This window comes from Rhizobium sp. Root482 (assembly GCF_001426565.1).
Taxonomy (GTDB): Bacteria; Pseudomonadota; Alphaproteobacteria; order Rhizobiales; family Rhizobiaceae; genus Pararhizobium.
On sequence record NZ_LMFA01000002.1, the window covers coordinates 1 to 24,627 of the forward strand.

A 24,627-nucleotide genomic window follows, 5' to 3' on the forward strand; every position below is an offset into this window, starting at 1 on the left:
CGGCCCAATATGGGCATCGGCGGCATAACACCCGCACAGAAACTGAAAATGGCCGCGTGAATTCTACTGCGGAGCCCCGTTAAAAACGGGGGGATTACCATTTCACCGAACCGTTCGTCAATAAGCATGAACACGCCTTTGACGTTGTCGAAATCATTTGACGCGTGCGCATACACCGCCGACAGAGCCTCGGCAGCGGTTTTGGCCTTTATCGCATAGACCTCAAACTGGCTGAAAATTCCAGGATGACTTTTCCGAAGGTCTTTGGGAAAGATTTCCGTTCGTTTTAAGCCGACATATCGAGCAACATCGTCAGATGAAGTGACGGCGATGAACTGGACCGTCATTTCGTCTTGGCGAGCTTTGCGAGGACAATCGCCGGAATGACCACATCCTTGAGATCATCATCGTCCAGGGTCGACAACGCTTCGAGAAAATTGATGAGTGCGTACTTGGTTGACCGTGTCGGAGCGCGGGCCTTCCTCTCGCTGCTTTCAGCAACGGTGGGCGATAACTTCGCAGGTTGGTCGAATGAATAATTCTTCGATGCAGGAATTACGCCGACCATCGCTTTTTTAGACGAATGCTGCACCACCGTCACGCGGTCGCTGAGTGTCGAGATGTACTGCTTCAGAGTCTGAGGGGTGATGATATCTCGATAGTCGCCAAGGCTGGGTGCCAGCTGGGATAGCAAGTACGGTGACTCTTCGTCATTCCAATACCTTTCGACCGCCTCGACGATCTTGTTGGCCAACGCTTTTTCCGCGCCTTCCGTGCCAGTCATGCTGCATCACCTACTATTTTCGCTTCAGGCTCAGAAATTGTTTGCGCTCGAACGTTTTCCAGGTCGTCAACGAGCTTTGCAGCCAGTAGCGTTCTGGTTGCAACAGTCCTATCGCAGAAACATTTGTTTTTCTAGCTTTTTCAACTGTGCGGTCCGGCGTTCTGACGGGTGGTAGGTCGAGGGAGCGCGCTGCTAATCAGGGACTGTCTGGGCCGAGGTCACACTTGCGCATGCTACAATCACACACCCGGCAGTGAGTATCGTTTTCATGCTGGCTCCGAATTCGACGACTAAGAAATCCTTCCCGAGCGTACTTAGCCGCCCAGCATCGGGCCGATCATAGCTCCGATACCTGCCGCTACAAGATTGCCTGTTGCGCCTTCAGCGATCACCTTCATCGACGTCAGGTGAAGCTGTCGTGTTGGACGAACAGGTAGGTCAGATTTCAATCAGCTTCAAAAAGACATTGGAGGCTTCAGGCCGTCGCAGCGGAAACCAGGCCTCCCCTGCTATGCTATATGCATTCGATTTTCTCTACCTTGATGGCCACGAACTCAGGTCGATGGAATATACATCGAGGTGGCACCTGCTCGAAGACGCACTCGATGGTATTCACATGCGGAAGATAATGGACAAGCTCGCGTGGAAACGGAAGTCGCCGCACCAAACCACGCCGCTGTCTCTTCTTAAGCCAGACATGACCCCGGAAGAGGTTCACGACGTGCTGTCCAGGTTCTACACCACAGAGGTTGATCTGGTTGAGCAGCATTTCACCGATAGCGTTGATCGCTACAATCTTGATGAGCAGGTTTGGACCACCTTCCATGAAGCGCTAAAATGCCATCGTGCCGGATTCTACCGAGCAACCGTTCGCCTTCTATTTCCGGAGATTGAACGTGGTGCCAGCGTCCAGCTTTACGGAGGAAAGCGAAAGCGAATTGCCAGCCTGCCGGAATTTGCGGACAAGGTGGGCCGACTTCCATTGGGCACGTTTCCACACGTCCAAACACCTTTGAACCTGTTCAAGACGCTTGAAGGCCACATGTACATGAGTGTGTGGGATGACGCGCCTCTTCTACAGGCTGCGGCTGATTCGGTGCCCAACCTTCATGCTGCCATCCACGGCTTCGTTGAATATAAAACCATGCCGCACAGTATGAACGCACTGATCATGGCTGATTTCATTTTCCGCTTTTTGGGTCGCTGAAATCTCTCCAGCGCCAAGTTGGAGAGGCCGAGTGACCCAGCGACATGCCGAACGCGTTATTTCTTCTAAGTTAAGTCGCGAAGCGAGGTGAAGCCTATCTGCAACATTTAGCTTGTTTGTCGAAGCATTCTCGCCATGATTGCAGTTGGCGATGGATGGAGGATTCTAGTGTTTTATCCAAAGGGAATGCACCCGGGCACAATTTGGCGAAAAGCCGATCTGCAATGTCACACGCCCCGTGATCGCTCATGGACAGGCAACGAAGCGTTGCCTGGCGGGTCAGACGCTACGGAACTCGCCAGAAAAGCCTGGGCTGGAAATTTCCTGACTGCCGCGAAAGGTAAAGGTCTCTCCATCGTGGCGATTACGGACCACCACGACATATGTCTGTCTAATTATGTGCAGGGACTGGCTGAAGCAGATGACGATTTCATTTTCTTTCCGGGCTTGGAGGTGACATGCAGCGACAATTCACAATGCCTCGTCATATTTGACCCGTTAAGCAAACCAGCTGTTCATTCCAAAGCTCTCGGACTGCTAACGAATGTCCTTCCTGCCGACCCTGCTGACGAGAAAACGTGTATTATCAGTCCGATATCGCAGACGATCTCAACCTTTTATGGGAACGTCGTCGCGGAAGAGCACCTTCGCGAAGCATGCTTGGTGTTTCCGCATTTCAGCAATCCCGAAGGTTCTCATAAAAGTTTGAATGAGGTTGGACACGCTCTACGCTTCGCTGCTCTGGGATGCGATGGAGTCTACATCGAGCGCCCGGTTGCCGAATTAGACGTTGTAACGTTGCAGAAGATCAAAGGGGAAATTCCCGATTGGGGCAGACGTCGAAAAGCTCTTTTGCCGACAGGAGACAACCGAAGCGCCGGATGGGAACGACTTGGTGTTCACGACTGTTGGATCAAGATTGGCGAGCCGACAATAGAAGGATTGCGGCAAGCCCTCCTGGCAGACGAGGCACGGATCGCACATGCAGCGCCGCATGAGCCCAGGGATCGAATATCTTCGATAGAAATCAAATCCACCCTCTGTGGCTCTGACTCGCTCAAGATTCGATTCAACCCAGGCTTTAACGCGCTGATCGGCGGACGAGGCTCAGGGAAAAGTGCAATACTGGAATACCTTCGCTTTGGTTTGGGCCGCACATCCACCGATCTTCCATCAACTGAGACTGCAAAGCCTAGAGAGCGAAGTGCAAATCTGATCGAGGATACCTTATCGGATGGAGGTTACGTCGAAATCAGTCTTGAGCGCGAAGGTATTGCCGAGAAATGGCGTCGCGAACTTACGAGCAGAGGCACGATTACCGTTACGGATGTGACGGGTAGCACGTCGCAGCTGACACTGTCGGACGCCCAACAGAAATTTCCCGCTCGCGCCTTCGAGCAAAAGGGCTTGTCCTCCACAATGAATGATCTAGCAAGTGCGGCGGATCAGATCACTGGGATCGCTGCAGCCGAAGAGGTTGAGCAACGAAGAGAGATCGAGAGAGACATTAACACGGCCCGACGATCCGTCACCTTAGCGCTTCAACAAATCGCAGCTTATTGGCAATTACAGCTTGATGTTCAGCGTAAGACGGCACTTCTTCAGGAAACGCAACTTCGAGCGAACAACGTCGCGGACCGCCTGAAAACGGAAGGCGTGAGCCAGGAAGCTCTCGATGTAATCGATAAGTCACCTCAATATTCCAGTGGCGCAGCCCTTTTGCAGTCAGTCGAGACTGCGATTGCCTCTGGTAAATCCATTGTTACCGACTTGTCGCAGAAATTGCTAGGTGAACTCCCCGAAGTCACGCTCGATGCGGAGCTACCGATTGTCGTTGATCTTCGAAAAAGCGTCGCTGACACGAAAGAAGCGATCCAGAAGCGTCTTCAGGATTGCCTAGCGGACCTAGAAAAACTTGCTGCGACAAAAGATGTAGCCAAGACAGAATTCGGTGAGCTTCAACGCGTTTTCAAGGAGAAATTTGATAGCGCAGTCACTGAGCAGGAAAAGCACAAGGCAATCATCGACGAAAACTCCCGCTTGGTAATAGCATTGGAGGCAGCGAGAAAAAGTGTGGCCGCTGCGGAAAAAGCTATGCGAGATGCTGCGGGGGCAGTCGAGGCGTTAACGAAAGCAAGGCAAACACTTCTGGATAACCTTGCCAGACGCCGACAAATTCTTGTTGCAGCGGCTGACAAGGTTGCCGGGCACTCCAGCAACGTTCTTAAGGCGCGGGTTAAGACCGACTCCACTCCGGAGGAATACGTCGCATCAATTTCGGCGCTCCTGGCGGGTAGCCGAATATCTGATAGCGCAGAGAAGTGCGGAACGTGGATTTCCGAGGTACTGAAGTCGAACGCCGGGGGGTGGACTTCCATTGGCGATCAGCTTCTTGAAATCTATCGTGAAAAGATCATGGCTGGCTCCCCTCAGGAACCCGGCACCGCATTATCGAATAAAATCGGCGACCTCATTCTTGGCCAAGAAAGGCTGACGTCATTTGCAGCGAGTAAGGTATACAACGCATTCAACGATGCATCCCTCGGCGCGATCCTCTCGGCTTGCCCCCGTGATTTCATCGTTCTCACTTACGTTGACGCAAACGGTAAGAACATTCCATTCGAAAGGGCTTCAGAAGGTCAGCAAGCGTCGGCACTTCTGGAATTGCTGCTAAGCCAATCGGCCGGAACACTCATCATTGATCAGCCGGAAGATGATCTCGACAACAATGTCGTTATGCGGATTGTCGAACTAATCAGGTCGTCCAAGAGCAACCGACAGCTGATATTCGCAACGCACAATCCGAATATGGTCGTCAACGGCGACGCAGACAAGATTGTTGTGCTGGCGAGTACCCCGATTGATCCACGCCCCGGTTCTGAAAGACCCCGTGTCTCCATCGAAGCGGACGGTGCGATAGAAACAGATGTCGTGAAATCTTCTATCACCCAGGTAATGGAAGGTGGCGAAACAGCGTTTGATCTGCGTCGACGCAAGTACCGGTTCGGCTCAGCATCCAATTAAGCACTGTAAGCGATGTGCCACGAGCACCTGTGAAAGACTAGAGATTCGTGGCACTTCACGTCACACCTCAGGATTTTTGACCAGTACAGTCTGGTTCGGCCCTGGCGACCGATAATGAATGTTATTGGACACCAGGGACTTGGGATGGCGAATATAAGGCGTTGGAAGCTAAGCCGAGTTGCCTTCACTTACCGCGCTGAACCGCTGGATAACACAGCCTCGCCATGAATTGATCGCGGAGAAGCGTCTCAATTCCGCGTCGGTGCAGTCTCTGCGATGAAATCAATCGTTCTATCCCAGGAACCCAAATGGAAACCAAAGGATAATCGCGCACCCCAGATCAACGAAATCAAATCTAAAGCAGCTCCGAGCGGACCAGAAATGCCGTCGACCATTTCGGTGACAAGAAAGGCATCGGGATAATGGTTTCCGGACAAATGGGCGATGTATCTATTTCGGTGTTGAGTTTTCAGAGTGCCGATTATCTTCCGGTAATCTTTCACTCCGTCGGCCAACTTCTTCTTCATGACAGATTCGACTCCTGAGAGTTGCCCCAACACCTTGTTCGCGGCGTGGAAGCTGAATCGCGATTTATCGTCATCGAGGTTGCAAAGCCGCAATACCACCTCGTTTGCCAATGCTCGAAGCGAGGTCAGCTCCTCCAACAGGAATTCTCGCGTCTCGGTTGCAAGGCGATGAGACAGGTTTTCAATTTTTCTTTTGAAGCACCAAGCCGCAACGTACGCTTGGTAAAGCTCATTTTTCATAGGCTGAAAATGTTCTTTCTGAATTACATCTAACATCGCTCTTTCTCCCTCATACGCACACCATCGCCTTATGACGCTGCAATCGATATTTACATTTAAGGAGCGGTCCTTTCAATTAGGACGCGAATGTTACAAATCCCGCGTTGCAGAAAGGAGCTTGAATGGCCGATACCGCTGTCAATAAGGCGCTTTTGATAATCGGGAAATGCGCCGATGCAAAAAAACTCCGCCAGATTGCTGCCAATGCCCGAGAACGCGGCCAGATATCGGTGGCTCACGCCGCCGCCCTTCGCCTCTACGAGGTTCTGCCTTCAGAAAAACCTGGCACGCTGGAGCATGACGTATGGAAGAGTATCCACGCCCTGGGGGATACGCTTACGAAGGAACGGGGCACAACAACGCGCCTAGGCCGCACTCGCCCGAAGATCGCTCGCGTCGGGGAGCTGGACATTAAAGATTTGATCATGCGCAAGGAACCGTCGGAAGGCTTCTTTATGCTATTGGAACGACAGATGCCCGAACTGACGTTTGAAGCCGTAGCACTCAGGCATCCTAATCTGAAGCAGCGGTCGTCGAAGCTGCTGAGGAGAGGCTCCCGGCTGCCGGTATTTCGCTTTGAACAAACTAGGGCTGGACAAAGCTGGGGGTTGTAGTGAGTAATTTTCGACGCTCCGGCCACTATCGGACAAATTCGTCCGGCACGACATTCTGGGTGAGCAGTCATGATGTAAGTCGCGAAGAATGGTCCCACGGAGGAGCATCCGGTCGCCCCAGGGAAATCCTGCTGTCGTACAAAGGTACAAGCTACGGCGTAACCTATCCCAACGCGCGATGCCCTGTCTGCAAGGAACATGTCTTCTTCTTCGCGGCTCACAATGGCGGCCGCGTCTTTTTCGACCCACCACTTGGTCCGCCTTGGCCCAAGCACCCATGCACGATCTCTGAGGCCGCGACTGTCTCCAAAACAACCGTCGCGGAGGATACCTACTCAGCGCTCTCCGAGGCGGAGAGCCTTACATACGAAATCTACCCTCAACTGACCGGTTCTGTGATCGTCCTCGAAGTAGACGGGCAGGAGAAAGCCTACTCGACGACCTACGAGTTCGACCAACCTCACATAGATCGCGTCTGGCCGATCAGGAATTCCCGGGGTACCGTCACCGCGCTCTCGCTTTTGACCTTCGAATTCGAGCCCGTAGAATTGCCGGTGCGCGCAAGGCGACTTCCAACACCGATGACCCAGTCGATCCGCCGAAAGCTCGCGTTGAAGGCGCTGGACAGAATTCCTGCGTTGATGAGGAACATCAACTCTGGATCATCCAACACATCGGATGACCATTTCTTTGCAGTAGGGGCTTATATTACAGTGGCCGGGGATGACACGGCGATTTTCATCCCCATTCCGGTAGATCACAAGGTCGAGTGGACGGAGGAAGAGCGGGGGTCGATCCGGGAATACATGTATGAGAGCGCCAGCGAAGCGTTAGCAGCTCTGGCTCAGCGAAGAACCGCGAGACCTCGGTTAGCGCCTCGACCCATAGTCGTGTTTTGTTTGGATGACTGCATCGGGATGTTGAGAAATAATAACACGTACGAGCTTGGTCTCGAATACGGAGATGATCTGGCCCTCAATGAATCTTGGCGTCATCCGAAACCTTGGCTCGGCTCGTTACAGGCTAGGATCGCGTGGATCGACGCCTTTTCCACCGAGAACTTCGCAATGCCAGATGGCAGGATCACCATCGCAGAGGCTTTCGAGTTGGAGGCCGAATTCTGCACCAGCATCTGGCCTGCTAACGAGCATGGTAGGTGGCGGAAAATTCAGGAGGTGACAACAAAGCTTGGAATAGGTGAGCAGTTTCAGGCGCTAGTAGGCAGTTTGCGCGGACGAGGTTGGTTGCTCGCTTCGCGTGATGAATTTGATTTGCCGCTCACGCACGAACTTGCATTTGCCCGAAAGACAGGGGACGCATCGCCTCGCTTTCGCTTGCTGCTGTCACTGTGTTCCACCGCAGGGCTTGCTATTATCGCTGGGTGGGCTGAGGAGAGCCAAGCGGCAGAGGAGTTCCTGGTACACCTCAAAACGGACGAGAAGTTGACTGCGCTACTTAAAAAGCTCGGACAAGATTAGCTTCTGTATCGAATCTCCTCACACTTCATTCTCACAACGGCCAACAGACCGGTGTTTAAGTGCAGCGGTCCAAGCAAGCAGCCCTTCGTCGGTCAATCTGATCTCGTCATCAGAGATTTTTCTGCCCGGCGGTCTAGCGATGATATAGCCCCTGGCAGCGAGTTTTTTAACTGTCTCCGGATCGCACCATCTGATTAAAGAAGAATAGGCTATTTGATCGACACCTATTTCAGTCAAAGTTCTGAGCGTAAAGGCTTCCCGATAGTTCAGTGGCGGCCAGATCGGCTCGAACGGATCAAGAGTTACGTTTGTACCGCCTCGGCTTGGTTGGAAGCCGTTGTAAGCGGAAGCAGGCTGAACGCGCGTGATCGTTCCCGAGCACTCATGCTCGATTATCACGTCGTATTCATTTGCAACTTGCGCCATCGCGGCAAGATCGGCCGGACTTTTTTGCAGGCTCTTCAATGGTTTTCGACGTCCAAGGAATTCAGTTATAGAACACGTCACGCTACGCGAACCGATGCCATATGTAGCAGCCGCCCTCTCCTCCGCCTACCCCTCTTCAACCAAAGCAGCCTGATCCGGTCGATAGTGATAGCGAGAAATCGAGCCATCCCGAATCCGTTCGACAGCTTCATCAATCACGAACAACGGAACCAGAAACCACTCGCGTGGTACGACGGGCTTCCCGAAGCGGTCCTTGATCTCCATATCGAGTCGAGCCGCCCCAAACACTCGATGGATCAAGTTTTCGAGCTTAGTGCGGCTAATGTTGAAAAGCTCGTATGTCGCGACGATTTCGACGTCTGCCAGGAGGAAGGTTGCGTCAAATTTCGCATTGGCGATCCTGCGCTCGACACTGCCTCCGGTAACTCCGATCTTATGGATGAGATCACGGTTCTTGGCGACAAGAGGATTCTCGGACTTACTGCGCAGGACATAGATTTTTCCGCTGGCCAGATCGCCATCATCGGTTTCGTCGGCAAACAACGGACCAGCAGTCGCCTCCGTGATCCTTCTGCCAGTATCATCCTTGTAGAGGGCACGTTGAAGGGACCGGAGCAGGATATTGCTCTCAGTGCCATTGGAGTAGATGGCACGTAGTCTGGCATCAGTTTCGCCATTTGGCGCTTTGATCAGCTCACCTACCTCCGCCACATAAACTGTCTGGCCGCCCAAGACGAAGAACTGCCCAGCGGTGATTTCAGCTTTGAGAAAGCCCGCGTCTTTGACGAAGGGTCTCGTAGTCCGCGCACCAGATTTGAGGTCGGCCTGCACCTGGTCAAAAAGAGGCTTGAAAGTGTCAAAATCTTCACAGCGCTCCCTGTTGGCAATTTCCTCCGCCGCGCGTTTTTCCGAGATCGAGCGAACGTGCGTAAGCGTGGTTATCTCGGAAACGGCTGCTTCAACCCCCAATTCCGCGAGAAGTGCGTCATCATCCAATTCTTCGAGTTCGGCATCGGTCATCACTTGCTGCATCTCCAGCAAGCCTTGGTAATCAATCGGCTCAACGATTGAGCGGGAGCTTTCGAACTGACGTATCCGGTCCAGCCGCACAGCGTAAAGCCGCTCGAAAATATCAGCGCTTTCTCCGTGATGTGGGAGACGCTTATTAATTTCGAAGAACCGCTGGATTTCCTCGAACCCGGCTACGATACGCTCCTCCTTGGGCGTGCGACTGCTGGTCCGTTTCGCTTCCACCTCGACGCCGAGTTCGGCGAGCAACGCATCATCGTCGTCGCTAAAATCAGCCATTTGCGGCCTCCGCCTTCATCCGAGCGAGAAACGCGACCCCTTCCGCCATTCGCCGCTCCCATGGGTCGGCCGACGTCAACGATGGAAGCCTATTACGCTCTGACTTGAATTTTACGGCCCGACGAGCCAGGTCACGAGCTTCTTCCGGTGTCATCTGGACTTTCTTGCCGGTGATGATCGCTTGGACCTGCTTTAAGCGTTCCTCGTTCATCTCCTTCGCAAGGATTTTGTAGGCCTCGCCGAAAGGATTGATAGTGTCAATTAGGTCGATGTCGAGTTCGAGAACACTCAATGCAATTTTTCGAATTCCGTCGATCAGAGCGGTATTTCCGGACTGAGGTTGCTCTTCATTAGGATTGAGGACGGCTTTCGCTTGCTGCGTGAGGTTGAGGGCAGCGATAGCGTGCTGGCGGACCGCCTCCTGGTCGTCTTCCGTGAGTGAGGGATACTTTTCTTTGATGATTTTACCAAGCCGGACCTGAGTGAGTTCCTGCGGGACTAGCTCATCATCGAACAATCCGCGTTCAATTGAAGACCGGTCTTGGACAAAGGCCGCGATTACCTCGTTGAGGTCCTCATGGCAGATACGCTCGGCTTCCTTGCTTTGAGGCTGCGCCAAACCCTTGATCTCGACTTGAAATTTCCCAGTGTCGTGGTTGAAGCCGACGTTGCATTTATCTTCTTGATATCCGCCCTCGCCGTAATCGAACCCATCTTCCGGACCAGACGCTTTCGCTTTCGGCGTGAAATTGAACCGAGGAGCTAGGACCTGCTCCATCAGCAAGCTCGCTGCGATTGCCTTCAACATGTCGTTGACTGCTTCTGCAACACTAGCTTCTGACGCGTCCGGTTCCGCTATGAGGTTGGTGAAGCGAGCTTGGGATTTCCCAGGCGCGTCTCGGGTCGCTCGACCAATGATCTGAACAATTTCAGTCAGGCTCGAACGGTAGCCAACGGTCAGTGCATGTTCGCACCAAATCCAGTCGAAACCTTCCTTCGCCATCCCGAGCGCGATGATAATGTCCACGTGGTCGCGATTGTTCTTCTGGGTGGCGTCCTTCAACGCCGCTGACACGCGGTCGCGCTTCGTCGCATCGTCGTCCACCAGGTCCGCAACCTTTAGAATTCGGCCACTAGCGGTCTTCACGAGCTGGAAGCCAGTCACCGGGTCCGCTCCCTGCCACTCACCCAACTCTTCGATTATATGTTCTACTTCCCTGATTTTATCCTTGGTGCTTTCGCGCGAATTGACAGAAGGGATATGGATGATCGTCTTCTCGTCGGGGTCGAGCACCTTCAGGATGTCATCCGAATAGGCATTGGCGTAAAAATAATAGCCAATGTTCAGCGTCTTCAGGTATTTATATCCGTTCAACTGCTCATAGTAGGTGTAGGTGACGCTTTTGAACTTTTCCTCATCGGTCGGCATCAGTACGGGCTCAGCATCACCTCTGAAATAAGAGCCGGTCATAGCGACGACATGAACCTTGTCGCGTGCCAGTAGTTCAGCCAGTTGTGCGCCCAAACGGTTATCCGGATTTGCGGAGACGTGATGAAACTCATCGATTGCGATCAGGCAGTTGTCGAAGCGCTCGATACCGAATTTCTCGACCGCATTGCGGAAAGTCGCGTGAGGGCAGACGAGGATAGGGTCGTCACTATTAAGAAAGACACCAACCGATTCAGCCTTCCCGCCATCAGAGCCGGGCGCATTGCAGAGGTTCCACCGGGGCTCGACCGTCCAATCCGTCCAAAAGCCGAACTTCGACAGAGGTTCATCCGCGAAGCTAGAACCAATTGATTTTTCCGGCACAGTTATAATCGCCTTGCGGACGCCCTGGTTGTGCAGCTTGTCGAGCGCGATAAACATCAGGGCTCGACTCTTTCCCGAGGCAGGTGGCGATTTGATCAGGAGGTACTGCTCACCCCTCTTCTCGTATGCGCGCTCCTGCATGACGCGCATGCCTAACTCATTCGGTTTGGTTGAGTTGCCATTCTGGGCGTAAGTGACCGAGACGGACGGAACAGACTTCTCGAAGCTCATACTTATGCCTTCATTCTTATGTTGCTGGACTTTGCGGATTTTCCAGAGATCATCTTTGTGTAAAGCTCAAAGAGCTTTTCCAGTCTTTCGGTGTCATTCCTGAAACGACGGCCGATGTAGACGCCTTCCAGTACGTCGTCGTTTCGTTCATGCGCTGCCTTCAGGTCGGGCGGCATGTTGTCGGGATCATAAAGGTCAGCGATGGTAGCGGGAAAATGGGCCTCGCGTGCCAATAGGATGTCTTCAGCGCAGCGAGTAAGATCAGCTTTGTTCTTATCTGTCAGGGTGGGAACTGGAAAAGTGTTCCAGCCCAGTGTGTTGGAGTACGAGAAACGCATCTCCAAACGAACGCAGACGGCTCCAATCCACACCCAGTGCAATCGCGAGGCGATAAGCGCCATGTTCCATAGGGGAGCGTCAAACATAGCGTAACATTTGTTTGACATGATTGTCCCAGGCGGAAGTAGTCCACATGGGAGATAGTCTCGATTTTCTGAGCTTATCGCAGGAATTGCAATAATTACCTCGTCACCTGTTTGACGAACCTCTCCGAAACGGTATGGGACCTCTGATAGCATCTTCGTGGTAGGCCGATCTGACTTCAAACGCTGAGTGCGTACGGCCTCAAATCGGTCATGCAACCAAGCATTTTTGTTTGCCTTCTGGTAGTCGCTTTCGGTCACCCAAATGCAACGGCGCTCTTGGCCTCTTATGAATTCCTGAGAGCCCACGAATTGCCTTATGAACCGAGGGGCAACGCCTTCAGTTGCGACAGCATCCTCTGCATCGGCCAAAGACAAGAGTAGATGTCCACCTTCGTTTGGCATGTTCCCGAAGCTCATATCGTTGCCCGAGGCAAGAGGCTTGGATGACGGCTGGACCACGACGTTTGGCCCACTGATAAGGTACGGATTGATGTTCTCTGCTGTTTTGAGAACGGTCCCGCCCTGACTATCAACCGAGTAGAGATACCTGACCACAGATGGTTTATTAGTCAGCCCTACAATAACAACGGTAACGCCAGCGTTATGGCTTGCAAGATTCGCCCATTTGAAACTTGTGTAGGCGAATTGGATTTCGTGGTCCGTGCCCAATATCAGCTTCCAAAGCGTCTCAACCTGTCGGCCTTGGCATATCGAGTTTGTCGAAACCAGCGCCGTTGCAGCACGAGTGGCAACCCCGTAATCTGCGGCTTTCATGAACCAACCAGCGACGTAGTCGAGGGACTTCCAATTGTTCGTCCGCCCCTCGAAAATGCGGCGTAAGTCGTCCTTCTGTTCGGCAGTTTGCCATTGGCTGCCGAGATAGGGAGGATTCCCGCAAATGTAGGTCTCACCGCCTTCATTCTCGAAGTCGATTTCTGCCTGATTAAGCGGCGTCCCGAATAAATCGTCGCTTCGGATTCTGACGCCGGTGCCCGTCGGAGCGCATAGCAGCAGCCAATCCAAGCGTAGGGCATTGCCGCAGGTGATCCAATTATTGGAGTCCAGCGGAAGAAACTCTGCGAGAGCTTCTTTTTGTCCCCTGTAGAGCACGTCACACTGGTATTCGGCGATTATCAGCGCGAGCCGCGCGATCTCAGCCGGAAAATCGCGTATCTCGATGCCTCGGAAGTTCGTAAGCGGAATTTCTGTTCGACGCTCTGGCTCCCCTCGCCTACTGTTAATTTCGGCCTCGATTTCGCGCACCTGTTTGTAGGCGATGACCAGGAAATTACCGGAACCACATGCCGGGTCGAAAACGCGAATCTTGGACATTCTGCTACGGAGATTGAGCAGTTTGCGCGGATTGTCACCCGCCTCCTCAAGCTTCTCGCGAAGATCGTCGAGAAAGAGAGGGTTGAGGACCTTCAGAATGTTGGGCACGCTGGTGTAGTGCATCCCAAGGGAGCCACGCTCATCGTCGTCCGCGACGGCTTGGATCATCGACCCGAAGATGTCTGGATTGATCTTCCGCCAGTCCAGGCCGCCGATATGCAGGAGGTAGCTCCGGGCGATCTTGCTGAAAACCGGGACCTCAGTCGACCCCGAAAACAACCCGCCGTTTACATATGGAAACACGCTCGCCCAGCGCGGCACATTGGTATCCGCCCGATCCTCCGGCCGAGTATTCATTGCCTTGAACACGCCCTCGATCACAACGTGGGTCTCAGTCGGGGCCTTGCTTGTCATCTGCTCAACCGTCGAGGTGAACAGGGTCTCTTTTGTGAAGATGTCTGTATCTTCGGCAAAGAAGCAGAAAATGAGCCTTGCCATGAAGTGATTCATTTCGGGGCGACGCGCAGATGTACTCCACTCAGGATTGTCCTTTAGCAGCTCAATATACAGACGATTCAGGCGACCCGTAGCTTTGATGTCAAAGCTGCTTTCGCGGATTTGCTTGACTGTCGATATGCCTGCAAGGGGAAGGAAAAAGCCAAAAAACTCGGGAAAAGTGGAAAAATCACAGACGATGACTTCGCCGGAGTTCAAGTCCTCGGCTTGGAACTCTGCGCCATCAGTCGAGAGAATGAACTTAGCTTTGGCTCGCGTCGTAGCGGGGCTGGCCTTCAGCAGGTTAAGGGTCTCCGAAACCGTGCCCGGCGGCGCAACCTTTAGATGAATGTTGGTGGTCTGCAGGACGCCCCCGACGTCGGATTTATTGGTGTCGCCGCTCCTCAGGCGGCGGATCGTTGTATCTTTCGCTCCGAAGGCTTGCAGGAACGAGAACGGAAACTCTGCGGCGTCGAAGGGTTCCTGAGCAAGTGCCGAGATAGCTTCTTCGATTTCAAAAGCGTTCAACCCACTCTCCCTAGGTACGCGATGCAGGACCAACGACGATGAATAAAGACTGGCCGCCCTTTAGTCATCTACTTCTATTACCTGGGATATGGGTTCTCCAACACTGAATGCCGCGATGCGTCCCCTGAGCGACCAGAACAATAATTGGTGCCGTCGGAAAACTGGATGCAACCCAGAGGCAATGATATACCCGGTGTCGAAGCAGGGGGAAATGATGAGCAAGTCCGTCTTTGTCAGCCACGCCACCAAGGACGCTGCCATTGCTGCCGAAATTGTTGAGCTTATAGAAGATGGCATCGGTGTCCCAGAAGTCGAAATATTCTGCTCATCGCTGGATGGCTATGGAATTCCCACCGGAAAAAACTTCGTCACGTTCATGAAGGAACAGATGCTTGAACCGAAGGTCGTCATCCTTCTGCTAACCCCAGCATATTTCGAGAGTAAGTTTTGCCTTAGCGAACTCGGCGCAGCATGGGTGAAATCACACTACATTTTTCCAATATTGGTCCCCCCTCTCGGGTATGACGACGTCAGAGATGTTCTGTTGGGGACGCAAGTGTCGCGGATCACAGACGACATCAAGTTCAATGAGCTGCGCGATCACCTTATGAAGGAGGTCCTGCTCGACGCAAAGTCATCCACGAAATGGGACGTCAAGCGCAGAGCGTTTCTGGCGAGCATCGATCCGCTTGTCGCTAGGATGTCGGGGCCGACAATGGTGCCGACAGAGAAACTTCAGGTTATGGAGGCGAAACTTGCTGAAGCTCACAGTGAGCTTGATGCGAGCGAGCAGGAGATCGCGAACCTCAAGACGCAGTTGTTAGATATGGAACAGTTGAAGGATCGAAAGGCTGTTGCTGAGCTGAAGGCGTCCTACCGAGGAACCTCCAGTGCAGATGTCACGGGCCAATTCGATGAAAAGGTGGAAGCGGTACGCACGGCGCTTAATGCTTTACGTGTCTATCATGAGGTCAAGGTTTTCCTCATGAGCGATCACTATGAGAAGCCATACAGGGCAATAGGTCGCGACCGAGATGAATTCGACGAAGCTTCGCGACGCGGTTTCCTTGAAAACGGCGAATTTCCGCAGCCGAATTGGGAATCGCAAAAGATGCGAAAGCTAAAGGACGCCCTGCGGGAAATTGACGAGTTCGCGGTTCGTGAAGCTAACGCCCTTCAAGATGCTGCTGACGCACACCCTGACCTTTTGATCGAACCGTTCACCCAAGACTTTTGGGAAGCATATTATTTTTAGAACGTGCAGCCGAAGGACGACGCCAAGCTGCGCGACAGCCTTAGTAGTCTCGATGCGGTAGCAGCGCGTGCGTTCTGTCGCACTGATTTTCCTTCTCAAGGGACTTCGGTACATTGGCCTCGCAATGTCGAGAGGCTATTTGGACCTCGCTCCCGTTTACAACCACGTTCGACCGCTGGCCTTCGCAAACCCAAGCACTATCGAACCTAGCGGTAGCATACTTACCTTGGATGTTGATCGTCGCGTCGCCTAGATACGCTCCACTAAAGTCGAGCCGAGATGCATAAAGCTCCGATTGCTCTTCATCCGACGAAGAAGCGTCGCCGTCGGACGTGGAAATGACGGTTGCGCCTTCAAGGTCAGCCCGCGTGAAATCGACGTCGCCATCAAAGCTAACGTTTCTCAGACGAGCACCGCTCAAACGGGCGTCTTCAAAGGACGTGTTCCGAAAAGATGCTCCGTCAAATGATGACTGCTGTAGGCCTGCGTTCTTGAAGCTTGCCTCTTCAAATGAGCTTGCATCAAATGAGGCTTCTTGCCCTGCTATATTGTCGAAGTTGCCGTCTAGGAAGGAAGAGCCCTTTGCCTGCACGCCCAGAAACGTGCCGCAGTCGAAGCGTGTTTTTTGGTTGGACATATGGCGTAGGGAGGCATACGCAAAATTTGAGGAGCTGAGATTGACGTTATAAAGGTAGGTACCATCCAATACCGAGTCACCGAGGTTGGTAAAAGCAAGTTCCGCCGCCGAAATCCGGCCCCGAACAAAGCGTAGATAGGGTAATTGGACACCTACCTGCCCGGGATCATCGGCAAGTTTCAGGCCGCTAAGGCCGATCTGTTCACCGGTACTGTTGGTAAGAAGCCCATCGCCGTCCCACCCCAACCAGCATCTGGGGGTGTAGTCATCTTCTGCGGTCTGGAACAGGAGGTCCGATATGGGGCCTGCCCCGCCGCCGAAGCAGTCTTGAGTGTTCAGAAATTCGATGGCCTCTCGCCTGCCAAACCCCCCTGCCTGCTTCATGGCGAGGAGCTGCCAAGCGTTGAACGTCCGAGATTCTCGCTGGCTGCTCAGATCGGTCCAGTACGCAAGCAGACCGATCACCAGACCCAGCACGGTAAGTGCGTTGAGCAATCCAACAGCGGGCGGATTCGAAAGTGAATTCAGCGCCCGCTTTATGATCCCCGAGCTTTCCCGTGGCTCCCATTCTTTGTTTCTTATGGCAGCAAGAATCCGCCGTAACTCTCGCTTATGATCCATACTCGCCCCTAGCAATCACTTGGCCTGGCTGATATTTCCCGCCCCCTGGCTGGGCCCGACCGCGCTGCGAAGCTGACATTGGTCAGCCGATTCGGAAAGGGTGGGGCAGCATCTCGCGAATTATCGACCTGCTGGCTGCCAGACAACGGAGCCAAAGGTGATCACCCAGGTCCAGGTCCACTGGATCGAGGTACATAAGAGCCTGCTGACGTGGTCGGCCGAGACCGTCTACGGAACGACATCCGTGACCGTGAAGGACCTGATGAAATTTGCTGACCAGTTGGCCCGGGCCGGTGCCGATTGCCGCAGCAGGCTGGATGCGGTCAAAAGGATTGTCGAAGGGCATTAAGGAGCCCGGCTTTCCAGGCTCCGCATGCCTATCTCGACTCGATCTTACAAAGCCTAAGTGTTCTGACTGGTTCAGGCGTCGGCTGATGTTTGAGCAACCAGTTCTGCATCCACTCCATGGTGGACGGATAAACATTGCTCGGCAGCTCGTAGATATCGAATTCGACGACCTGGTTATGATCGGATGCGTCGGTATTGATCCGGCAATTGTAACGATCCTCGTGCCAATCGATATCGGTGTAAGAGAACTTCTGCAGTGAGTAGAAGCAGTGGTCGTTGTCGCTCAGACAATAGATGACATCGTCGTCCGTCTGGCCCCATGTCTCGATCTTCAATCGGCCAGGACGCGTTGCGATAAACCAGCTTTGGGGTCTCGTCATCGTGTAACCCTCAGCAATTTTGATACATTCGGACGACGTCGATCAGGTAGTCGAGTGGGTCTTTGTCGAGCCACCTTTCGATTTTCCCAGCATCCAGAGCCGCAATCTCATCAGGAATTCTGAAGAATGCGATATCGATGATATGTGGCCATCTGGTCGTCTCATACGTCGCGCCGATTCCGGACTCCGGCTCGGTGCGATAGCCACGGGTTTCCATCAGCTCTCGAATGACTTCATACTGCGAGGGTGCTTTGCCGAGATACCCTTTTGCAGCCGAATAGCCGACGAGCGTTCCTTCGACCTTCCGACTGTAGCCTAGTGACCAGTGATATGGCCGTTCCGTTTCTGGGATGTCGGAGATCGTCTCTGGATCGAGAATCGTGACCCGATGGAAATCTGATTTTCTAAGCCTAGCCATGGTGCACCCTTTCACGCGGTACTTGAGGTGCAGCCCAATTAGTGAACGGGCGAGTCCATTACGAATCAGAAATTGGTTTTTTTTGCGCAACAGGAAAAAGGCCCCGTTTCCGGAGCCTCTTTTTCATTTCAGCGCAGACGGCCGTTTGAATGCGGGTCGAGGCGGTGGCGCGCGTCGCGGTGCTGGAGCCGTGGCTACTCGTGCGGATGCCGGAACGGCTGCAGGCTCCGGCTGTGTCGGTGCCGTCGGGCGATCACCATAAGGTCGGACTTTGATTTTGCCGGACGCCAGCATCTTTTCCATGGCCCTGTTGAGCGATGAAAGGAAACGCTGATGCTCAATTGATATGCCGCTGGATTGGGTGTTGGCTATAAGAGGGATTGGCTTTTCATGCTGCAAACTCCTCTACAGCCTGGGCGCGGATGTATGTTTCGAGCAGGCTGATCTTGAAGCTGTCCGGCTGAACTCCAAAATTGTGTCGGCCCACCTCGCTGATCATGTCAATCAATCGATACTCGTCACAGCCCATCACCGAACAAATCTGCTTCCTCGCGAGCTTGCCAGAATGGATAATCTTTCGGAGTTGAGAGCGGACACGCTGTTGCTCCGAGATCACGATATCGGTTGCGAACCGGTCATATTTAATCGGACGCCGCTGGATATATCCGCCTTGCATGTCGGCCAGGAACAGGGCTTCAGGCACACGGTTGGTTGCGCCCAGGAATTCTCCGGCCTCGTCGTAGATGTCGACGATTTTGGAATAGTTTAGGACGGACAGATCACGGAAGGTTACCTCAGTGATCAGCTCCAGCAGTTTCTGCGACGGGATCACGCGGGGATCGGCAGGCCCGCACCATCCATCGACCGTGCGGCGAGATACCTCCAGGTCCTGCGCCGCGCTGTCGCGACAGTCACCGTGCTCACTCAGCCGACCGATGTAGTATAAGGTGCGATCTTCGATTTCCTTCTTCGTCAATGTCAACATTTTCGCCATGTTTATCTCCCGTCAGGCGTTGGACATAGAGAAGTCTTTGGCGGGAATTTTATGGGCGCAGGTAGGCTGTGTGAGCGTAATCGGGGTGACACTTAGCGAGTGCTGGTGTCGTCAACTGAATATATTTTTCATGATGTGTGATTGCCGCGCTGTCATTTGTGAAATGCGCCGCCGGAGCCAACGATTTCTTCAGTTCCTCGAAGAATTGGGAAATGACGAAAATGAGATTTCTGATGGCACTGATAATGGCAATGGCCAACCTCGCGAAGGGTAGTGTGGCCGGGCTGTGGAGTTTCGCGGACTGGTGCTGGCAGACCGCGTGGTCGTGGCTGCCAGGTGGCGGCGGTGGTGGAACCGCAATGCCGCCTAAGACACTCGACCTACCGGATATCGACGAAGCCCACGACGCTAAGGAGGCAGCAGCAAATCAGCAGAAGGCAGCAGACTATATGCTGTCGTCGCCTGAACGCGTCGTGCTGGCCTGGGCACGTGCAACCAAGGATGAAAGGGACTCGATCCCTTTGACCAGGCTTTCCACCGATCAAATCGATTGGCTAGAGGTCCGCCTTACCGACGATCAGATCAAAATCCTGGCCGACGAAAAGTCGGAGTTCCGGGTAGCCGCAGCTCTTGCCGGTCAGGAAGACTCCATTCCTGGGCTGCCTAGCGTGCCCCTTAAGAGGAAAAAATCCGGACCTGATTTAACGGACCGGATTTCGGATTTTCGAATGCGCGGAATCGAACGGCCACCCGCCTACGTTCACTGAAGTGACTTACGACGGCGAACTGCATCACGAAAAGGCTTCGACCTGGCAGCGTCATTCAGCTGCCAGGTCGCGATAATCACAGGCAAGAGACGCTCGATCTCATCCGCATACTCTGCAGGCGGCACCATCTCACGCAGATAGTCGCCATACCGCTCCCACAGTGCCTCGACGTCTTCCTCGCGTTGGCGCTCCTCAGGCGACATCAGCATATCCTGCATCGCAATCTCCTGGTTTTCCAGAGCTTCCGCATGATCGGCCGCAAGATCGGACCAGCGCACGTAGCCAGTCTGCGACAGCACCTGCGCCATCGACATCCCGTTCAACCTCCAATGGTGCAGTGCCACAGCAGGCGACATCATCTGCTGCTTGATCATGCCGCCACCTGACGCATACGCTCGATGACGCCACGACGCTGAGCTGCTACCTCTTTCAGGCGGGCGTTTTCCGCCTTGAGGCGCTCATTTTCTACGATCAGACGCTTGGCATAATCCGCCCACTCGTGCGCGGCTTCAACCGCATCAGAAAGCTGGTGCGACAATACCTGCGAAGCATACTCCTCGCGGCGGGCGGCTACTGCTGCGACGCCATTCATATGCGCTGAGACGGCACCCGCAGCCAGCATCGAAAAGATTGCACCAGTCTGAGTCGCGACTGCTGTAGCTGGGCAAGGAACTGAGCGATGCTGGGCCATGGAACTCTCCTGTTCAAAACTCGCGAGGACAACTTCCGGTACCAGCCCTTAACAAGACTCCCGTGTCAACATTAAAACTTTATCGACCTGCGAAAAAAAGCGGTACCGAATCAATGACTTGTAACTTAAGGGACAAAAAAAGGAGTTTGCTCGCGAATTGTTACGTTTTCATCTCAGCGGAATGGCTTGCCTAAAATCCAACCATTGCCACCCTTGCTTCCGCATTTGCGGCAACGCAACTTAGGGGCCAAGTCGACGATCACAACATTGGGATACCAAGCCTCCAGCCAGTCTCGATCAATCCATCCCTCGCGCTCACACCTCGCGCACCGCCCGCCAATCAACGCCCAACCTGACAGGTCGTGGAATTTTCTTGCGATATCATATAGGTCGGCAACTTCCTGCGGCCTCTCCACATGCGGAGGGTCCGGAGTGCGTGTTAGGTCGATGCTTCGGCGACGTCGCATCCGTTCATGTTTCGTTCACGGATGCAGCGGAATCAAGACTGCTCTCGTACGTGCATCAAGGTCAGCTGGTTAGCCTGCTCGACTGTCAGGACACCCTCGCGCAATAGGTCCGCGATCATTCGAAGGGTGTCGTCCCCTTCGAATTCACATAAAGCGCTGATGTGATCGGCCAGAAGGTCCGTCGGATCGGTCGAGATCGCAAGGCCTCGTTTGTGAGCGAGGGATGCGACGATATCTGCTGCGGTGATCTTTGTGACGGTTGCGCTCATCTATACCGCTCAGGAGATCGAGCGACCTTGGCCTCAGTGATCGAGCCATCACGTTTTTCGAGCGGGTTTTCATAGAGAGCGCGAGCAGTCTCCAGCGATATCAGAAATTCCACCTCGTCGTTGTGGGCGGTTTCCAACCTGTGCGACCGCTCACCATTCGGTAGAGACAAAAAAGCTTCAGCCTGTTCGATCATCTCAGGCGTCGGATTAAACGGGACGTACTTAAGCCGCAGCTTTTCCTTCACCAGCGCCGACCGAGCCTGCCAATCTTCGATCAGCGTCGTGATCATCGCAAGTTTTTTTTGTCCGACATGTCAACACTCACTCCGGCTTCGTTGCGCCTAGTCCAGTCAACGTTTTGGGAGTCTACGGCAACGTAAAATAAATTAAAATGGGTTGCGGGCACAACGAGTTAGGTTGCGTTAATTTATGTCTCAGGAGTCATATTTGTTGCTGAATATGTCTCTGAACGCATACTTAGAGGGATTTCCCTGAGCTTGGAACCCTGCTACCTCAGATAGGCATTCTAGGGAGACTAAGGGGTAATGGTGAATTCCAAGCCGACACGACAAAGTGCAGAGCCCCTTAAAACCCGCCACGTCTTCTTCGATACAGAGGTCTACCGGAGAGCTGGCTTCAACGTTCGGAACTCGCAGTTTACAGCGTTGAAAGATTACGTGGAGGCGGGTCGCATCTCCGTCCACATGACGGACATAACGTCTGCAGAAGTTCACCGCCAAATTGGTGAGGAGGTTGCCGACAAAGCAGGTCGGCTAGAGAAAGTCAGTCACTCACTCAGGAGATTTTCGCAACTAACCACCGACTGCCCCGAGCTACCAGAGATCGATAAAGAAGCTCTGACTCAAGCCATATGGCGAGGCTTTCTCGACGTCGTTGTCAGTGAACTTTCAGCTGACAACATCCTGGCGATGCAGATTTCTCCACGCAAAATCTTCGAAAAGTATTTTGCTGGCGCACCACCGTTCAGCAAGCGCGGTAGCAAAGAGTTTCCTGATGCCTTCGTTACGGAGGCGCTCGCTGACTATTGCGCGAAACACCAGCTCAAAATGTACGTGGTGAGCGGAGACATAGCATTCCGCGAGGCTGCGGCTGCACACCCATCCTTGATACCCCTTGTCACGATCAACGAACTCTTGGCTTCCTGCGTCGCAGAGGCAGACATTGAACTTGAGCCGATAGTGGACGCAATCTTCTCGCATCCCGCTTTCGATGACCAGTTGATCAACGCGCTAAACGAAGATGTCCCGTACTTAGACGGCGTCTATTTTGGGACCCTCGATGATGGCGAGGTGAGAGATATAACGCTGGATGAAGTTATGGCAGTCGACGGCTACAGCCTGGCGGCAATAGACACCGATACGATATCCCTCATCGTCGACGTGCCGTGTGTGTTGGGAGCTACCGTCGACTACATGTATTTCGAGCGAGATTACACCGATAAGGGACCGGACTATGCAACGACAGCCGCTGAGCATGTGACGCAGCGCAACACGTTGAAACTCTACCTCCGCATCGACACTGACACGGGACATTTCAAGGAGACGGAACTCCTTACTAAGCGAGCTTATTTTGAGTGAAGGCTCACGCTAGCCCGGACGTAGCATCGATAATCGAGACTGGACGATTTGATCCAAGGGATCGACTTAGCCATCTGGTCAGTGTCCCAGCTCAACTGGCCGCCGGGCCAAATCACCGTTTGGAAGTTTCCGCCGACGGACTGATCATTATGTCACCACGCGGGTTCGTACCGGCACCCGCCTGGTCAAGGTCAGGCGGTCGCTTGAAAGCGAGGCGCTGGCATGGTCGTCCGCACACGACGCCCGTCACGGCATGCAGCTGCGGTCGAGGTAAGCAGCTTTATCATGGCAAACGGTGGAGCCGTCATAAACTTGGGAGGGGACGATGCGCTGGTTTCCGACAATGTCCACAACAAGCTTCTCGTCGATCATCGCTGACAGCGATCAGGCGTCGAGCGGCAAATGGATCATCGAACATCCCGGCCCGCTATGGGAGGAGATTGAGGACGCAGCAATTGAGGGACAGCTGCTTGCGGTTAAGAAAGCCCGAGATCATTCAATGGTCTGCGTCTACTGCATCTCATCAGATCAGGAAACCGCTGCCGCGACGCTGGCAATCCTACGAGATATCGGCGTAGAGGGCGAGCTGCGCTATAAAAGCGACCGTGCGACTGAGCAGCGTCAGGATGAATATCTGTACGATTCGGGTGACTTCGAGCCGCGATTGACGCCCATATAGCGTTGACGACCACTTCGAAGATTTTCGCAAGATCGGTATAGGATCGGTATAGATTTATTCTAAAATTTATACCGATATTTTCAGCTTACGAACTCTCAATGTTTTCAGAGAGTTGAATGGTACGGTTGGGGGGTCTCGAACCTCCGACCTCAGGTGCCACAAACCTGCGCTCTAACCAACTGAGCTACAACCGCACAATCAAAAGCGAACAGGACGGAGCAAGTCGCGCTTTCCGGGGTCAAATACGGGCAGTCCGCATTTTTTGCAAGTCATAACTTGCCATTTTCAGTGAAAAAACCGGGTGGCATGCACCCGGTTCATCAAGGTCGGACGGCGGCACGGCCGTTGCCGTTGGGCTTTGGCCGCGACCGATGCCGGATATCAGTTGGCCTTGAAGCCGGACATTGCCTTTTCGGCAGCGTCCTTGCCGGGCTTGGTGACATTCTCGGCGACCTTGCGGGTTGCTTCCTGCATCGTCTTTGCCTGTTCCATGGCAAGCTCGGCCTGCCTGCGGATAAAGGCGGTCTGCACTTCGAAAAGCTCGGAAACGGATTTCACGCCGATCAGGGCTTCCATATGCGACAGCGAATTTTCGGCATTGGTCCGCAGCGCGTCGATGGCCTTGAGGCCGAGCTCGACGGAACCGGACTGTGCGCTTTCAAGCGTTGCCTCGACGGTCTTGGTTGCATCTTCGGCGGCGGTCTTCATCTTGGAATAGGCTTCCTTCGACTGGGCCGCACCCTTTTCCGCGAAATCGCGGAAGCTCTCGGTGACCTTTGCGGGGTCGAAAGAGGCAAGCGAAAAAGCGTCTTCTGTTTTCCTGGTAGCCATGATCAGCGCTCCTTGTTGAGGGCCCTCTTCGAGGCGCCCTTTGTGCGATGCGGCTCATATAGGATATTTTATTGTGCAATGCAACATATTTGTGCGACGCACAATCGATATCCGGCGGCGCGACATTAACCTTTCGAGGCGAAAGGCCTGTGCTGCACCCCTCGCAAGCTGGACCCCCGC

At 53.6% G+C, this 24,627-nt stretch carries 24 protein-coding genes, 1 tRNA gene and 1 pseudogene; 9 read left to right on the forward strand and 17 right to left on the reverse strand.

The genetic code is table 11. From position 1 onward, the window contains the following. Together ASD31_RS03320 and ASD31_RS03325 are read right to left on the reverse strand one after the other, a co-directional pair. Positions 1–347: hypothetical protein (locus ASD31_RS03320; RefSeq protein ID WP_056329389.1), on the reverse strand; the 347-nt coding region annotated here is incomplete at its 3' end. Then, positions 344–784 carry a hypothetical protein gene (locus ASD31_RS03325; RefSeq protein WP_056329392.1) on the reverse strand — a complete coding sequence of 147 codons (441 nt, stop codon included), beginning with the start codon at positions 782–784 and terminating at the stop codon, positions 344–346. The genes ASD31_RS03320 and ASD31_RS03325, both read right to left, overlap by 4 nt. A gap of 406 nt (positions 785–1,190) precedes the next feature. Between ASD31_RS03325 and ASD31_RS27045 the strand changes: the two are divergent. After that, a pseudogene (locus tag ASD31_RS27045) lies at positions 1,191–1,394 on the forward strand (ATP-dependent DNA ligase); the annotation flags it as partial. 765 nt (positions 1,395–2,159) lie between these two features. Then, positions 2,160–5,015 (forward strand): TrlF family AAA-like ATPase, encoded by a 2,856-nt coding sequence (locus tag ASD31_RS03335; protein WP_162251131.1) that lies wholly within the window; start codon positions 2,160–2,162, stop codon positions 5,013–5,015. 248 nt (positions 5,016–5,263) lie between these two features. On the opposite strand, the gene ASD31_RS03340 is transcribed toward ASD31_RS03335, so the two are convergent. After that, positions 5,264–5,818 carry a hypothetical protein gene (locus ASD31_RS03340; protein WP_056329399.1) on the reverse strand — a complete coding sequence of 185 codons (555 nt, stop codon included), beginning with the start codon at positions 5,816–5,818 and terminating at the stop codon, positions 5,264–5,266. Between the two features lie 125 nt (positions 5,819–5,943). On the opposite strand from ASD31_RS03340, the gene ASD31_RS03345 reads away from it, so the two are divergent. Next, positions 5,944–6,435 carry a hypothetical protein gene (locus ASD31_RS03345; protein ID WP_056329401.1) on the forward strand — a complete coding sequence of 164 codons (492 nt, stop codon included), beginning with the start codon at positions 5,944–5,946 and terminating at the stop codon, positions 6,433–6,435. Between the two features lie 59 nt (positions 6,436–6,494). Continuing rightward, on the forward strand, positions 6,495–7,913 hold the full coding sequence (locus ASD31_RS03350) for a hypothetical protein (RefSeq protein WP_156392493.1): 1,419 nt from the start codon (positions 6,495–6,497) through the stop codon (positions 7,911–7,913). 18 nt (positions 7,914–7,931) lie between these two features. On the opposite strand, the gene ASD31_RS25735 is transcribed toward ASD31_RS03350, so the two are convergent. From ASD31_RS25735 to ASD31_RS03365, 4 genes are all read right to left on the reverse strand, one after another. Then, on the reverse strand, positions 7,932–8,378 hold the full coding sequence (locus tag ASD31_RS25735) for a hypothetical protein (RefSeq protein ID WP_156392494.1): 447 nt from the start codon (positions 8,376–8,378) through the stop codon (positions 7,932–7,934). Positions 8,379–8,465: 87 nt separating this feature from the next. Beyond that, the gene (locus ASD31_RS03355) at positions 8,466–9,668 is read right to left on the reverse strand and encodes a GIY-YIG nuclease family protein (RefSeq protein WP_056329406.1); all 1,203 of its coding nucleotides are present in this window, start codon (positions 9,666–9,668) and stop codon (positions 8,466–8,468) included. Then, on the reverse strand, positions 9,661–11,712 hold the full coding sequence (locus ASD31_RS03360) for a DEAD/DEAH box helicase (RefSeq protein WP_056329409.1): 2,052 nt from the start codon (positions 11,710–11,712) through the stop codon (positions 9,661–9,663). Before ASD31_RS03360 ends, ASD31_RS03355 begins: the two co-directional genes overlap by 8 nt. Before the next feature lie 2 nt (positions 11,713–11,714). Further along, on the reverse strand, positions 11,715–14,492 hold the full coding sequence (locus ASD31_RS03365) for a class I SAM-dependent DNA methyltransferase (protein ID WP_056329412.1): 2,778 nt from the start codon (positions 14,490–14,492) through the stop codon (positions 11,715–11,717). Between the two features lie 214 nt (positions 14,493–14,706). Between ASD31_RS03365 and ASD31_RS03370 the strand changes: the two genes are divergently transcribed. Then, a complete protein-coding gene (locus tag ASD31_RS03370; protein ID WP_162251132.1) occupies positions 14,707–15,747 on the forward strand; it encodes a toll/interleukin-1 receptor domain-containing protein in 1,041 nt (346 codons plus the stop codon). Between the two features lie 40 nt (positions 15,748–15,787). Here ASD31_RS03370 and ASD31_RS03375 read toward each other — a convergent pair whose 3' ends face one another. Beyond that, the gene (locus ASD31_RS03375) at positions 15,788–17,005 is read right to left on the reverse strand and encodes a pentapeptide repeat-containing protein (protein ID WP_056329416.1); all 1,218 of its coding nucleotides are present in this window, start codon (positions 17,003–17,005) and stop codon (positions 15,788–15,790) included. Between the two features lie 157 nt (positions 17,006–17,162). Here ASD31_RS03375 and ASD31_RS03380 point away from each other — a divergent pair, with 157 nt between their 5' ends. After that, positions 17,163–17,354 carry a hypothetical protein gene (locus ASD31_RS03380; protein WP_056329419.1) on the forward strand — a complete coding sequence of 64 codons (192 nt, stop codon included), beginning with the start codon at positions 17,163–17,165 and terminating at the stop codon, positions 17,352–17,354. A 28-nt stretch (positions 17,355–17,382) separates the two neighbouring features. On the opposite strand, the gene ASD31_RS03385 is transcribed toward ASD31_RS03380, so the two are convergent. The 3 genes from ASD31_RS03385 to ASD31_RS03395 all read right to left on the reverse strand — a co-directional run bounded on the left by ASD31_RS03385 (position 17,383) and on the right by ASD31_RS03395 (position 19,145). Further along, positions 17,383–17,733 carry a hypothetical protein gene (locus ASD31_RS03385; protein WP_056329421.1) on the reverse strand — a complete coding sequence of 117 codons (351 nt, stop codon included), beginning with the start codon at positions 17,731–17,733 and terminating at the stop codon, positions 17,383–17,385. 10 nt (positions 17,734–17,743) lie between these two features. After that, a complete protein-coding gene (locus tag ASD31_RS03390) occupies positions 17,744–18,151 on the reverse strand; it encodes a hypothetical protein (protein ID WP_056329424.1) in 408 nt (135 codons plus the stop codon). A gap of 388 nt (positions 18,152–18,539) precedes the next feature. After that, entirely contained in the window at positions 18,540–19,145 is a 606-nt protein-coding gene (locus ASD31_RS03395) for a hypothetical protein (RefSeq protein WP_056329426.1), read from the reverse strand. A 233-nt stretch (positions 19,146–19,378) separates the two neighbouring features. Here ASD31_RS03395 and ASD31_RS03400 point away from each other — a divergent pair, with 233 nt between their 5' ends. Further along, on the forward strand, positions 19,379–19,912 hold the full coding sequence (locus ASD31_RS03400; protein ID WP_156392495.1) for a hypothetical protein: 534 nt from the start codon (positions 19,379–19,381) through the stop codon (positions 19,910–19,912). On the opposite strand, the gene ASD31_RS03405 is transcribed toward ASD31_RS03400, so the two are convergent. From ASD31_RS03405 to ASD31_RS03420, 4 genes are all read right to left on the reverse strand, one after another. After that, on the reverse strand, positions 19,906–20,286 hold the full coding sequence (locus ASD31_RS03405; protein WP_056329432.1) for a hypothetical protein: 381 nt from the start codon (positions 20,284–20,286) through the stop codon (positions 19,906–19,908). The genes ASD31_RS03400 and ASD31_RS03405 overlap by 7 nt on opposite strands. Beyond that, entirely contained in the window at positions 20,283–20,603 is a 321-nt protein-coding gene (locus tag ASD31_RS03410) for a hypothetical protein (RefSeq protein WP_056329434.1), read from the reverse strand. The genes ASD31_RS03405 and ASD31_RS03410 overlap by 4 nt, the downstream gene beginning before the upstream one ends. Positions 20,604–21,102: 499 nt before the next feature. Then, on the reverse strand, positions 21,103–21,339 hold the full coding sequence (locus ASD31_RS03415; protein WP_056329437.1) for a hypothetical protein: 237 nt from the start codon (positions 21,337–21,339) through the stop codon (positions 21,103–21,105). Continuing rightward, a complete protein-coding gene (locus tag ASD31_RS03420) occupies positions 21,336–21,629 on the reverse strand; it encodes a hypothetical protein (RefSeq protein ID WP_056329440.1) in 294 nt (97 codons plus the stop codon). Before ASD31_RS03420 ends, ASD31_RS03415 begins: the two co-directional genes overlap by 4 nt. Before the next feature lie 255 nt (positions 21,630–21,884). Here ASD31_RS03420 and ASD31_RS03425 point away from each other — a divergent pair, with 255 nt between their 5' ends. Both ASD31_RS03425 and ASD31_RS03430 read left to right on the forward strand, forming a co-directional pair. Continuing rightward, on the forward strand, positions 21,885–22,937 hold the full coding sequence (locus tag ASD31_RS03425; protein ID WP_056329442.1) for a PIN domain-containing protein: 1,053 nt from the start codon (positions 21,885–21,887) through the stop codon (positions 22,935–22,937). 325 nt (positions 22,938–23,262) lie between these two features. Beyond that, positions 23,263–23,616, forward strand: a complete 354-nt coding sequence (locus ASD31_RS03430) for a hypothetical protein (RefSeq protein WP_056329445.1) — start codon at positions 23,263–23,265, stop codon at positions 23,614–23,616. A 117-nt stretch (positions 23,617–23,733) separates the two neighbouring features. Here the strand turns inward: ASD31_RS03430 and ASD31_RS03435 are convergent. After that, a tRNA-His gene (locus tag ASD31_RS03435) sits at positions 23,734–23,810 on the reverse strand. A 187-nt stretch (positions 23,811–23,997) separates the two neighbouring features. Beyond that, the gene (locus ASD31_RS03440) at positions 23,998–24,447 is read right to left on the reverse strand and encodes a phasin (protein ID WP_056329447.1); all 450 of its coding nucleotides are present in this window, start codon (positions 24,445–24,447) and stop codon (positions 23,998–24,000) included. Between the last annotated feature and the right edge of the window lie 180 nt (positions 24,448–24,627).

Bases quoted from the DNA above. Each gene is read 5' to 3' on its own strand.
- ASD31_RS03425 (WP_056329442.1), top strand. From the start codon at position 21,885: ATGGTGAATTCCAAGCCGACACGACAAAGTGCAGAGCCCCTTAAAACC.
- ASD31_RS03345 (WP_056329401.1), top strand. From the start codon at position 5,944: ATGGCCGATACCGCTGTCAATAAGGCGCTTTTGATAATCGGGAAATGC.
- ASD31_RS03420 (WP_056329440.1), bottom strand. From the start codon at position 21,629: ATGATCACGACGCTGATCGAAGATTGGCAGGCTCGGTCGGCGCTGGTG.
- ASD31_RS03390 (WP_056329424.1), bottom strand. From the start codon at position 18,151: ATGGCTAGGCTTAGAAAATCAGATTTCCATCGGGTCACGATTCTCGAT.
- ASD31_RS03370 (WP_162251132.1), top strand. From the start codon at position 14,707: ATGAGCAAGTCCGTCTTTGTCAGCCACGCCACCAAGGACGCTGCCATT.
- ASD31_RS03325 (WP_056329392.1), bottom strand. From the start codon at position 784: ATGACTGGCACGGAAGGCGCGGAAAAAGCGTTGGCCAACAAGATCGTC.
- ASD31_RS03340 (WP_056329399.1), bottom strand. From the start codon at position 5,818: ATGTTAGATGTAATTCAGAAAGAACATTTTCAGCCTATGAAAAATGAG.
- ASD31_RS03395 (WP_056329426.1), bottom strand. From the start codon at position 19,145: ATGGCGAAAATGTTGACATTGACGAAGAAGGAAATCGAAGATCGCACC.
- ASD31_RS03355 (WP_056329406.1), bottom strand. From the start codon at position 9,668: ATGGCTGATTTTAGCGACGACGATGATGCGTTGCTCGCCGAACTCGGC.
- ASD31_RS03405 (WP_056329432.1), bottom strand. From the start codon at position 20,286: ATGATCAAGCAGCAGATGATGTCGCCTGCTGTGGCACTGCACCATTGG.
- ASD31_RS03415 (WP_056329437.1), bottom strand. From the start codon at position 21,339: ATGAGCGCAACCGTCACAAAGATCACCGCAGCAGATATCGTCGCATCC.
- ASD31_RS03375 (WP_056329416.1), bottom strand. From the start codon at position 17,005: ATGGATCATAAGCGAGAGTTACGGCGGATTCTTGCTGCCATAAGAAAC.
- ASD31_RS03360 (WP_056329409.1), bottom strand. From the start codon at position 11,712: ATGAGCTTCGAGAAGTCTGTTCCGTCCGTCTCGGTCACTTACGCCCAG.
- ASD31_RS03385 (WP_056329421.1), bottom strand. From the start codon at position 17,733: ATGACGAGACCCCAAAGCTGGTTTATCGCAACGCGTCCTGGCCGATTG.
- ASD31_RS03400 (WP_156392495.1), top strand. From the start codon at position 19,379: ATGGCACTGATAATGGCAATGGCCAACCTCGCGAAGGGTAGTGTGGCC.
- ASD31_RS03410 (WP_056329434.1), bottom strand. From the start codon at position 20,603: ATGGCCCAGCATCGCTCAGTTCCTTGCCCAGCTACAGCAGTCGCGACT.
- ASD31_RS03430 (WP_056329445.1), top strand. From the start codon at position 23,263: ATGCGCTGGTTTCCGACAATGTCCACAACAAGCTTCTCGTCGATCATC.
- ASD31_RS03440 (WP_056329447.1), bottom strand. From the start codon at position 24,447: ATGGCTACCAGGAAAACAGAAGACGCTTTTTCGCTTGCCTCTTTCGAC.